General features: G+C 60.8%; 10 protein-coding genes. 6 read left to right on the top strand and 4 right to left on the bottom strand.

All coding sequences use genetic code 11. The features are described 5' to 3' along the window. Nucleotides 1-88: 88 nt before the first annotated feature. A complete protein-coding gene (guaB, locus tag ACYVHK_RS06785; RefSeq protein WP_460528947.1) occupies nucleotides 89-1552 on the bottom strand; it encodes an IMP dehydrogenase in 1464 nt (487 codons plus the stop codon). Between the two features lie 253 nt (nucleotides 1553-1805). On the opposite strand from guaB, the gene ACYVHK_RS06780 reads away from it, so the two are divergent. The 4 genes from ACYVHK_RS06780 to ACYVHK_RS06765 are packed head-to-tail and all read left to right on the top strand — an operon-like array spanning nucleotide 1806 to nucleotide 4606. After that, nucleotides 1806-2981, top strand: coding sequence for a patatin-like phospholipase family protein (locus ACYVHK_RS06780; protein ID WP_460528945.1), 1176 nt, complete (start codon nucleotides 1806-1808; stop codon nucleotides 2979-2981). Between the two features lie 4 nt (nucleotides 2982-2985). Further along, nucleotides 2986-3558 carry a hypothetical protein gene (locus ACYVHK_RS06775; protein ID WP_460528943.1) on the top strand — a complete coding sequence of 191 codons (573 nt, stop codon included), beginning with the start codon at nucleotides 2986-2988 and terminating at the stop codon, nucleotides 3556-3558. Next, nucleotides 3558-4079: a FlgO family outer membrane protein gene (locus ACYVHK_RS06770; protein WP_460528941.1), complete on the top strand. Its 522-nt coding sequence runs from the start codon at nucleotides 3558-3560 to the stop codon at nucleotides 4077-4079. Before ACYVHK_RS06775 ends, ACYVHK_RS06770 begins: the two co-directional genes overlap by 1 nt. Nucleotides 4080-4108: 29 nt before the next feature. Beyond that, nucleotides 4109-4606 (top strand): disulfide bond formation protein B, encoded by a 498-nt coding sequence (locus ACYVHK_RS06765; protein ID WP_460528939.1) that lies wholly within the window; start codon nucleotides 4109-4111, stop codon nucleotides 4604-4606. Between the two features lie 67 nt (nucleotides 4607-4673). Here ACYVHK_RS06765 and ACYVHK_RS06760 read toward each other — a convergent pair whose 3' ends face one another. Continuing rightward, on the bottom strand, nucleotides 4674-5375 hold the full coding sequence (locus ACYVHK_RS06760) for a hypothetical protein (RefSeq protein ID WP_460528937.1): 702 nt from the start codon (nucleotides 5373-5375) through the stop codon (nucleotides 4674-4676). An 18-nt stretch (nucleotides 5376-5393) separates the two neighbouring features. Continuing rightward, nucleotides 5394-6071 (bottom strand): hypothetical protein, encoded by a 678-nt coding sequence (locus tag ACYVHK_RS06755; RefSeq protein ID WP_460528935.1) that lies wholly within the window; start codon nucleotides 6069-6071, stop codon nucleotides 5394-5396. Between the two features lie 84 nt (nucleotides 6072-6155). Here ACYVHK_RS06755 and ACYVHK_RS06750 point away from each other — a divergent pair, with 84 nt between their 5' ends. Continuing rightward, nucleotides 6156-8069: an ATP-binding cassette domain-containing protein gene (locus ACYVHK_RS06750; RefSeq protein WP_460528933.1), complete on the top strand. Its 1914-nt coding sequence runs from the start codon at nucleotides 6156-6158 to the stop codon at nucleotides 8067-8069. A 7-nt stretch (nucleotides 8070-8076) separates the two neighbouring features. Next, nucleotides 8077-9240 (top strand): MFS transporter, encoded by a 1164-nt coding sequence (locus ACYVHK_RS06745; RefSeq protein WP_460528931.1) that lies wholly within the window; start codon nucleotides 8077-8079, stop codon nucleotides 9238-9240. An 83-nt stretch (nucleotides 9241-9323) separates the two neighbouring features. Here the strand turns inward: ACYVHK_RS06745 and ACYVHK_RS06740 are convergent, their stop codons facing one another. After that, nucleotides 9324-11264: a S9 family peptidase gene (locus ACYVHK_RS06740; RefSeq protein ID WP_460528929.1), complete on the bottom strand. Its 1941-nt coding sequence runs from the start codon at nucleotides 11262-11264 to the stop codon at nucleotides 9324-9326. Between the last annotated feature and the right edge of the window lie 40 nt (nucleotides 11265-11304).

Raw genomic sequence — 11304 nt, 5'->3', positions numbered from 1 at the left:
TCAAATCTACACCATCGCCCCCTTGGGCTGGCAAGCAAGAAAAAGCCCCCATCCAGGGATGGGGGCTTTGTCGAACTACGACCAAGACTTAATCCTGGTGATAGTTCGGTGCTTCCTTGGTGATCTGCACGTCATGCACGTGCGATTCACGAATACCGGCTGCGGTGATTTCCACGAACTCGGCACGCTCATGCATTTCGGCAATGGTGTTGCAACCCACATAGCCCATGGACGAACGCAAGCCGCCCATCAACTGGTGGATCACGGCAGTCAGCGGGCCCTTGTAAGGTACGCGGCCCTCGATGCCTTCCGGCACGAACTTGTCCGGCTTGCTGGTGTTGTCCTGGAAGTAGCGATCGCTGGAACCTTGCTGCATGGCACCGAGCGAACCCATGCCACGGTAGCTCTTGTAGGAGCGACCCTGGAACAACTCGACCTCGCCAGGCGCTTCTTCGGTGCCGGCAAACAGGCCACCGAGCATCACGCAATGCGCGCCAGCAGCCAAAGCCTTGGAGATATCGCCCGAGAAACGGATGCCACCATCGGCAATCAGCGGCACGCCAGTCCCGGCGAGCGCTTCCGCCACATTGGCGACGGCCGAAATCTGCGGCACACCTACGCCTGCCACGATACGGGTGGTACAGATAGAGCCCGGGCCGATACCGACCTTGACGCCATCGGCACCGGCATCCACCAGCGCCAGTGCACCAGCAGCGGTAGCGATATTGCCGCCGATGAGCTGAACTTGCGGGAAGTTCTTCTTCACCCAGGTGATGCGATCCAGCACGCCTTGGCTGTGGCCGTGGGAAGTATCCACCACCAGCACATCCACGCCGGCTTCGACCAGACCTGCAACGCGCTCTTCGGTGTCGCCACCGGTACCGACCGCAGCACCCACCAGCAGGCGACCCAGGCCATCCTTGGCGGCATTCGGGTGTTCAACCGTCTTGATGATGTCCTTGACGGTGATCAGACCCTTGAGCTGGAACGCTTCGTTGATGACCAGCACCCGCTCCAGGCGGTGGGCGTGCATCAGGTCACGGGCTTCTTCGATGCTGGCGCCTTCACGTACCGTCACCAGCTTCTCGCGCGGGGTCATGATGCTCGATACCGGCGCGTCCAGGCGGCTTTCGAAACGCAGATCGCGGTTGGTCACGATACCGACGACCTGGCCATTGGCCTCGATCACCGGCAGGCCGGAAATACGATGCTGACGGGTCAGGGCGACCACATCGCGCACCAGCATGTCGGGCTTGATGGTGACCGGATCCTTCACAACGCCGGATTCGTAACGCTTTACCTTGGAAACTTCAGCCGCCTGTTGCTTGGGCGACATATTCTTGTGCACGATGCCGATGCCGCCTTCCTGGGCCATGGCGATAGCCAAGCGACCTTCGGTCACGGTATCCATGGCAGCAGAGAGCAGGGGCAGATTGATGCGCAGATTGCGGGTCAGCTGCGTGGACAGGCTGACATTGCGCGGCATGACGAGGGAGTGGGCGGGGACGAGCAGGACGTCGTCGAAGGTCAGCGCTTTTTGAATGACACGCATGGCAAAGTCCTTGGCGGCAAAAATCGATTATACCGTAAAACGTAAAATGCTCCGACAGGCGAGCGGCGATAAAAGAGGGCGCCGCTGGCGATTCCGGCCACCACCTTTGTCAGCAAATGGGGTCGACAGCCCTGGCTATCAAGTCTCTGTTGCAGCCAAGACGACATTGCGCGACGAGCCTGAATGCTTGGCCGCTGCATGCACTATGCTTGGTACATGGTCAGCAGGCTGAATGCACAACAACGAGGAGTCCATGCCTGATACTCAAGCACCCATGATCGGCCTGATCATGTCCGGCGGCGGCGCCCGTGCCGCCTATCAAGTCGGTGTATTGCGCGCCATCGCCAAGATGCTGCCGCACGATGCACCCAATCCCTTCCAGATCATCTCCGGCACTTCGGCCGGCGGCATCAATGCCGCCTCGCTGGCGTCGGGCAGCATGCATTTCAGACGAGCCGTCTGCAAACTGGAGTTCGTCTGGAAGAATCTGTCGGTCGACCAGGTCTACCGGACCGATTGCGGCACCATCCTGAAATACTTCTTTCACTGGATAGGCTCTCTGTTCACCGGCGGGTTCGGCAAGCTGAACCCGCGCTCCTTCCTCGATAACGAGCCGCTGGCCGGATTGCTGAGCCGCCTGATCGATTTCGCCGGCATCCAGAACGCCATCGACAACGGCAGCCTGCGTGCCCTCAGCATCACCGCATCGGGCTACAACTCGGGGCAATCGGTTTCCTTCTTCCAGGCGGCGGACGACATAAAAGGCTGGAACCGGGTACAGCGCCTGGGTGCCCGCGCCAAGATCGAGATCCGCCACCTGCTGGCCTCGGCGGCCATTCCCTTTGTGTTCCCGGCGGTGCAGATCAATCGGGAATGGTTCGGCGACGGCTCGGTGCGCCAAGTAGCACCGATCAGCCCGGCATTGCATCTTGGTGCAGATAAGGTGCTCGTCATCGGTGTTTCACCTACGCGCGAAGCCCCGACCGAACGCCTCTACGCCCCCAACTACCCGACGCTCGCCCAGGTTGCAGGCCATCTGATGAACAGCATCTTCATCGACGGCATGGAGGTCGATCTCGAGCGCATCAATCGCGTCAACCGCACCCTGTCTTTCGTGCCGGACGCCGTGAAAGAGCGCAAGGACGTGCAACTGCGCGAAGTCGAAATGCTGATCATTTCGCCTTCCAAACCGCTTGAGATGATCGCTTCCCGGCATACCTCCCACTTTCCCTGGACCATGCGCTTCGTATTGCGCGGCCTGGGGGCTTTGAAGCGGCAGGGGTCGGTCATGACCTCCTACCTGCTGTTTCACAAGCGCTACGCCCGCGATCTGATCGAACTGGGCTACAGCGATGCAATGCGGCGGCGCGAGGACATCCTGAAGTTTCTCGGCTATGATCCAGCCGCGCTGGCTACCAACGAGGATTGACGCCGTGTTTCGCCGCCTGCTTCTGCTTACCCTGCTGCTGTCGCTTGCCGGCTGCGCCTATCTGCAACGCATGCGTGAAAGCGCGAGCCTGACCTCGACCGCCCAAGGCACCACCCAGGTTGCGGGTGCCAAGTTGTTGCGCGCCCCGGCCGACTGGGGTGAGCTGGCTCGCGACGTCGCCCATCGCATGTCGCAGCGTGCCAGCCAGAACAAGGACATCAACGATCGTCCGCTCTATGTCGCGGAACCCGCGCAACCCACACCGTTCGCCCTGGCATTGCGGCAGTTTCTGCAAAGCAGCCTGACCGAGATGGGCATGACCGTGGCGCAGAAGCGCAGCGAGACGAGCCTGGTGCTCGAGGCCGATGTACAGTCGGTGCGGATGAGCAGCGGCATGCAGATCGTGGTGACCACCGCCCTTGGTAACGGCAGCCGGTACCTCTTTCGCGGCACCGAGGTCTACGCAGTCAATCAGGCGGATGTAAAGCTGTACGATGCATCCATGCTGCCGCCACCGCCACCGCCACCAGCGCCGCCTTCGGCTACCAAGCAAATGACCGTGACGGGAGCGTCCTGATGCGTTTGGGCTTGTATATGCTTGTTCTGGCCTTGCTATCCGGTTGTGCGCACTACCAGGCAGGGGTCAAGAACCCCCTGATACGTGCCAGTTACGATGCCGCAGATCAGCTGGCTGCGCTCAGCAGCCCGATGGTCGCCAAGGATGCGCCCCTGATCGTGGCGACCTTCGTCAATATTGACCGGCTGACCGAGAGCTCAACCCTTGGGCGCGTATTGGCCGAGCAGGTCGCAGCAAGGTTTACGCAACGCGGCTATCCCATGGTGGAACTCAAGCTGCGTGGCAACGTGTTTGTCAGGGAAGGGAAGGGTGAACTGCTGCTGTCGCGCGAGGTCAAGGACATCAGCCTTGCCCACAATGTGCAGGCTGTCGTGGTCGGCACCTATGCCGTGACGCCTGACAAGATATTCCTCAATCTCAAGATCGTCCGCCCCATGGATAATCGCGTATTGTCTGCCCACAATATTGCGCTCGATCTGGATGAAACCACTCAGGCACTTCTGCAGTCTGAGACGTCCTGACTCTTCTTTACTGGCTTATCTCCCTACCTATGAACTGGCTCCTATCCCGCCGCGCGGGCTTCTTCGCGATTGCCTTGGCCTGCGCCGGCATGATGGCATTTGCGCTTTACCTCCAATACTACAAATACCTCAACCCCTGTCCGCTCTGCATGTTTCAGCGCGTGTTCGTCATCGCGGTAGGCGTCGTCGCCTTCTTGGCCGCATTACACGGCCCCGGTGTGAAGCGCTATCGCATCTATGGCGTTATGACGGGCCTTCTGGGACTGGCTGGTTTCAGCATCGCGCTGCGCCATACCATCTTGCAGTACTGGCCGCCGGAGCACCTTCCCAGTTGCGGTGCTGGGCTGTTCCAGATGCTGGAGGAAGCCCCGTTTGGCAGCGTCGTGGCAGAAGTGCTCAAGGGAAGCGGCGAATGCGCCATCATCGACTGGACGCTGCTGGGCTTCTCCTTGCCGGGCTGGGCGACACTGGGCTTCCTGGGCCTGACAGTCGCGGCCTTTCTATTGGCACGGCGCCCCGCACGCTAAGCTGCCCTGGTGTTTTACCGCAGAATGACAAAGGGGCCAGATGGCCCCTTGTCTTTTTCCCGGGTAATTACGCCTTCAGCAAGCCTTGCAACTCTGCCGTACTGATCTGCATCTGCAGCTTGCTTCCGGCCGCAGGATCATTGGCCAGGAAGTAAAAGAACTCCCGCGCCAAGCTGACAAAGACGTGCCATCGCTCCTGCTGCGGAAAGAGCGTCAGCACCTGGTCCACGCCGCTACGATAGTTATCGGTGTTCTGCGCCACATCCCGCGTCGTATAGAGCAACAGCTTGATCAACATCAGGCGCGCCTGGATATTCGGCTCCTCCAGCCCCGCCTTTTTCAACTCTTCCTGGTATCGGACCAGGCTCTTGAGCTGATGCGTATGGCGTTCCAACTGGCCAAGGCTGGCCTGCGACCATGGGTCAGCCTGCATACGTCCCAACGCAACCTGGATAGACGCGACTTCTTCGCTTTTCGGAACCGGTGGCGTAATCGTAGCAGGGGCACTGGTACGCTCAGGCGCCTCGCCGTTCCAGTGCGGAAAAAAGTCCCGCAACAGGCCCACGAACTGATCGTCTTCCGGGAAGTTACGCAAGGTCAACCCGGCTGCCTGGCGATATCCCGCCCCGTCTTGTGGCAGATCCCGCAGCGTAGAGAGCAGATGACGCAGAAAATGGCGGGCCAGCGTCAACTGCTTGTTGGTCATACCCCGCTGTTTCAAGTCTTCCAGGTAGTTTTCGAGTGCTTGATCTGGGGAAGGGCGGCGCATGGTGGTCTTATTGTTGGATTAGGCAGCGTGAGCAAGCGGAGCAGGCTCGCCTTGATTGTAGCCATTCCAGAAATAGAAAAATTCTCGCGCCATTTCAATAAACAGGCGGCGAGTGTCTTCTTTTGAGAACAAGGTCAGCATCGCATCTACGCCAGCCCGATAGGCCATCGGGGTCGGGTCCGCATGGCGGATGATATAAAGCAGCAGGGTCAGCAAGCGTTCGCGGATATCCACCACCGCGTCTTCCGCCCCTTGTTCAGCGAGTTTGAGCAGATATTCATCGAGACAAGGCGGCTTGGTGCCTGACCAGGGGTCAGCATCCAGCCGCTGGAACATGTCCACCAGGCTGCCACGCAAGTCCACCCGGGCATGATCCAGCGACAACGCATCGGCGGCATTGAGGCGCGCGATGGTCTTGAGATCCCCGATCCAGAACGGATAGAACTCGCGCGAAGTGGTGATGATCTCCACCTGCTGGTCGACCGGGAACTTGCCGACCGTATTGTCTACCGCGCGACGGTAACCGGCGTCGTCATCCGCCTGATCATTCTCAGCCTGCGTTTCCATGCAGGAGACCAGATGGCGCAGGAAGTGCTTGCGTCGAGTGAGAATAGCCGTTGCCGCACCCTTGTTTTTCAACAAGTTGAGGTAAGCAGTCAGCGCGGTCTCGGCATGCTGTGCGTCAAAGGTGGACATGAAAATGGCTGAAATTGGAGTCTGGCTATTCTAGTCGATTTCAACCCGACGGGAACGCGGGCCGCCCTCTGGTAAAATTGCAGGATGATCCGCTTATCTTCTCTTACTCTCCGTCGCGGTACCAAGCTTTTGCTGGACCGTGTAGACCTTATCCTGCATCGCGGCCAACGCGTAGGCATCGTTGGCCCCAATGGTGCCGGCAAATCCAGTTTCTTCAGCCTGCTGCGGGGTGAACTGCACCCCGACGGTGGCGACCTCGACTATCCAGCCAACCTGGTCGTGGCCTCGGTCCGCCAGGAAACCCCAGCCCTGACCTGCAGCGCCCTGGACTATGTCCTCGACGGCGATGCAGAGCTGCGACACATCCAGCAGCAACTGGAAAATGTCGATCACGACGGTACGGTCTATGCCGAATGGCTGGGCCAGCTTGAAGCCGTCGATGGTTACACCGCGGATTCCCGTGCCAGCAAGCTGCTGGCAGGCCTGGGCTTTTCCGTCGCCGACATGGCACGTCCTGTCGCCAGCTTCTCCGGCGGCTGGCGTATGCGCCTCAACCTCGCCCAGGCGCTGATGTGCCGCTCCGACCTCTTGCTGCTCGACGAACCGACCAACCACTTGGATCTCGATGCCGTGCTATGGATGGAGAGCTGGCTCGCCAGCTATCCGGGAACCCTGCTGCTGATCTCGCACGATCGCGATTTCCTCGATGCCACCGTCAACGCCATCGCCCATTACGCCAACAGCCAGATCACGATCTACACCGGCAATTACGCCGATTTTGAGAACCAGAAGGCAGAAAAGCTAGCGCAGCAACAGCAAGCCTTTGATAAACAACAGCGTGAAGTCGCCCACCTGCAGAAGTACATCGATCGCTTCCGGGCGCAGGCCACCAAGGCCCGCCAGGCCCAATCGCGCATCAAGGCCCTGGAGCGGATGGAAATGATCGCCGCCGCCCATGTGGACTCGCCGTTCGACTTCAGCTTCCGTGACCCCGTTTCCAGCCCAACGCAGTTGCTGCGCATCGAGCATGGCGCCGCGGGCTATGGTGGCAACCGCCTGCTCGACCAGGTTGAACTGGGGATCGAATCCGGCGCGCGTATCGGCCTGCTGGGCCGCAACGGCGCCGGCAAGTCGACCTTGGTCAAGCTGCTGGCCGGTGAACTGCCACTGGTTACGGGCGAACGGGTGGAAGGTAAGGGCCTTGAAATCGGCTACTTCGCCCAACATCAGCTGGAACACCTGCGGCTCGATGAAAGCCCGCTCTGGCATCTGCAAAAACTCAGCCCCAACGTCCGCGAACAAGAACTGCTGAACTTCCTGGGTGGGTTCGACTTCCGCGGCGAGATGGCCCGTAGCCCGGTCGCGCCGTTCTCCGGCGGAGAGAAAGCCCGGTTGGCGCTCGCCATGATTGTCTGGCAGCGGCCCAACCTGCTGCTGCTCGACGAGCCCACCAACCATCTGGACCTGGAAATGCGTCATGCGCTGACCTTGGCCTTGCAGGACTACGTCGGCGCCATGGTCGTGGTTTCCCATGATCGCCATCTGCTGCGTGCGACCACCGATCGGTTCTGGCTGGTGGAAGGGGGCCGGGTCAGCCAGTTCGACGGCGATCTCGACGATTACAAACGCTATCGCGACCAGGCAGGTATCCCCGTGCCGCTGGTTGAAGCCATCGTCGAAGACGCACCCAGCAATCCGGCTGATCGCAAGGCGCAAAAACGCCTGGATGCGGAAAACCGCCAGCGCGCGGCCGCCCTGCGCAAACCGGTCGAGAAGGAGCTGGCCAAGATCGACGCACGCCTGGCCGAGCTCACCACCCGCAAGGCCGCACTGAGCGCAGAACTCGCCGATGAAGCGATCTACGCCGAGTCCGCCAAGGAGAAGCTGAAACAACTGGTCCGGACCCAGGCGGATATCGACATCGAACTGGCCGAGACCGAGGCCCGCTGGCTGGAACTGCAAGACCAGCTCGAAGCCCTGTCGGACTCGAGCGAGTAGAGCGGGCATGACGTCGACAGATCCGCAGGCCAGTACGGCGTTTGCCGGCCATATGGGGCGATTGCAGCGTGCCGCCATTCCCGCCGTCTTCTTTCTCCTCGGCGTCGTCTATGCCAGCTGGGCGGCACGCTTGCCTACCATACGGGACAGTCTCGCGCTGGATCCGGCAACACTGGGTACGGTCCTGCTCGGTAGCGGCATCGGAGCGGTATCATCCTTTCCGATTGCGGCCTGGCTGGTAGGTCATTACGGTGCACGTCAGGCTGCGCTGGTGTCCGGTGTCGCCTTGCTGCTGGTGCTACCCCTACTGGCCTTCCTGCCAAGCTGGCCCTGGCTGATGTTCGGCCTGTTCTGCATGGGCGCCAGTACCAGCAGCTTCGACGTCGCCATCAACGCACTGGGCGCCGAGATGGAGCGGGATGCAGGGCGCTCGCTGATGTCCATGCTGCACGCCTGGTTCTGCGTCGGCACCTTCGGTGGCGCCTTGCTGGGCAGCGCCGCTGCCGGGGCGGATCTGCCGCCCTGGCTGCATTTCGTCCTGGTCAGTACGGTGCTGGCCGCCATGCTGCTAACGGCTTGGCGCATCCTGCCTTGCGACGCGCCCGACCCAGAACTGGGACGCAAGCACTTTGCGCTACCGCATGGTGCGCTGATCTGGCTGGGCATGATCGCCTTCCTCGGCGCGATCGCCGAAGGATCGCTGACCAACTGGATATCGCTCTATATGAATGATCACCTGCATGCGAGCCAGGCCGTAGCACCGTTGGCCTATGCCGCCTTTGCCGGCGCGATGCTGGTCGCCCGTTGGCTGGGGGATGGACTGAAGGAGCGCTATGGGGCAGGCCGCCTGGTTGCCACCAGCAGCGTGCTGGCCGCCGTCGGCATCGCGGTAGCGATTGCAGCGCCCACGGTGCCTGTCGCCATCGTGGGTTTCGCGCTCACGGGCCTGGGTGTCGCAGCGGTCTTTCCCGTCATCTTTAGCGCGGCCGGACGAGAAGGGGCAGCCGCCCTCGCTGGCGTGGCAACCCTGGGCTATAGCGGCGCCCTGATTGGGCCACCCATCATGGGCTACATGGTGCATGGCTTCGGCCTTCAGGCGGGCCTGGGCCTATTGGCGCTGACCTGCCTGGGCGTCGCCATCGCCGCCTCTCGGTCCCGCCTGTTGCGTTGACCCGGTTGCGTTGGATGCGTTTGGGTTGGACGAAATAGAAAAAGGGAGGCCTTGGCCTCCCTTTTTCTAATGTTGCCCGACGCTTACTTGGCGCCCTTGAGGTAGCGCTCAAAGAAACGCAGGGTGTGACCGATGGTCGCCACCTGGTTCTCACGCTTCTGCGCACCGTGACCTTCATCGGCAAAGATGATCAAGTCAGACGGAATACCCTTCTTCTGCGCAGCGTCGTACATCTGGATGGCCTCGCCGACCGGTACGCGAGGGTCGCTGGCACCCTGGATGATCAGGAGCGGGTCCTTCATGCGGTCGATATAGCTGGTGGCCGACAGCTTGATCAGGGCATCGCGATCCTTGACCGGATCGCCATACTCGGCAGCACGATTCGCACGCCGGTAGGGGGCGGTATTCTCCAGGAAGGTCAGCAGGTTGGAGATGCCCACATTGGACACGCCGGCATCGTAGGCGCCCGCGAACATGGTCATGGCCACCAGGACCGAGTAGCCGCCATAGCTGCCACCCATCACACCAATCTTGGGTACAACGCCATTCTTGCCCCAGCTCTTGCGGATATAGAGCGCCGCGTCTTCGATGTCCGTCACCACATTCAGGCGCTTGGGGCCGTCATCGAGGTGCAGCCAGGTCCGGCCGTAACCGTCCGAACCACGCACATTGGGCTGTACAAAGACAAAGCCGGCATCGACATACAGCTGTGCCGTCGCAGAAAAACCTGCCACCGTCTGCGCTTCAGGACCCCCGTGGAAATTCACGACGACGGGGCAGGGTGCTGGATCGCACTTGGCCGGACGACGGACAAACATCGGAATCGGCGTACCGTCGCGTGCCGGATAGGTCTCCAGCGTGGCGACCGTGAACTTGCTGGTGTCGGTTTCCGGTGTAGAAGGCAGTACCCACTGGGTCAGCTTGCCGCTCTGCCAGTCATAGACAAAGCTTGAGCGCGGCATGGTGCCGTTCTCGACGCCAAGAATGGTTTTCTTGCCATCCAGCGTGGTCGAACCAATCACGATATGGTCCATACCCTTGAACTGGGGCAGCTTCAAAGGCTTGTATGTCCTGGCGTCCAGTGCATAGCTCTTGGAATACCCGCCTTCATTGACCGTATAGAACAGCTTCTGCTTGCGGTGATCCATGCGGAAGCCCGCCACATCCCACTTCAGCTCAGGCGTGATCGGCTCGAACTTGCCACCGACCAGCTTGTAGAGGCGGCGGAATTCACCAAGCTTATTGGTCTGGACGATCAACTCGCCGTCATGCGCGCCGTACTGCACGTCGTGTTCTTCGCGCTCGTCCTGACCGAGAATAGGCTTGAGCTTGCCATCCTTGGGATTCCATTCCCAGACTTCCGCCGCGCTGTTGCTGTTCTCCTTGCGGACCAGCAGGGTGCCGTCCGCCTTGTAGTCGGCAATGTTCCAGCTACCCTTTTCGCCAAACAGCCGCTCCTTCTTGCCGCTGGCCAGCTCGTAACGATAGAAGGTGTAGCTGTCACGGGCTTCGTCATTACTGCGGTAGTACACGTAGCGGCTATCGTCGGTGACAAACTCAAAGAGAGTCTGCACCCCGGCGATATGCTGGATCATTGTCAGCTCGCCGCCCCGGGCGGGCTGCAGATAAATGCCAGGATTCTCCTCACCCTTGCGATCGCGGCTCAGGATCAGCCATTTGCCGTCCGGCGTCATATCGGCGATGCCGGTTGAATCCTCGCCACCCGTCATCTGCACCGGGAAGGCCTGCGGGCCGTCGATACGCCAGACCTGGGGTACACCCGTTACCCGCCAGCCGAAGTACAAGGACTTGCCGTCCGGGCTCAACAAGCCGCCACCGGGGGCGCGCAGATCAAGAATGCTCTGCACCTTGCGGCTCAGGTTCGAATCAAGTGGCTTGGCGCGGAATTTTTCCAGCACCTCAGGCGTTACGCTGTCCGCACCCAGCCCCTTGTAGTTGGGCGTATCGGCTGCGTGGGCAGCAAAGCCGGCTGTGATCAGCGCAGCAATCAGGGCAGGTTTCATGGTTGTCTTCCTCTGTCTTACAGTGAACAGGTGATCAGGC

The organism is Chitinimonas naiadis (assembly GCF_054780835.1).
This window is presented reverse-complemented; position numbering and strand designations above follow the sequence as displayed.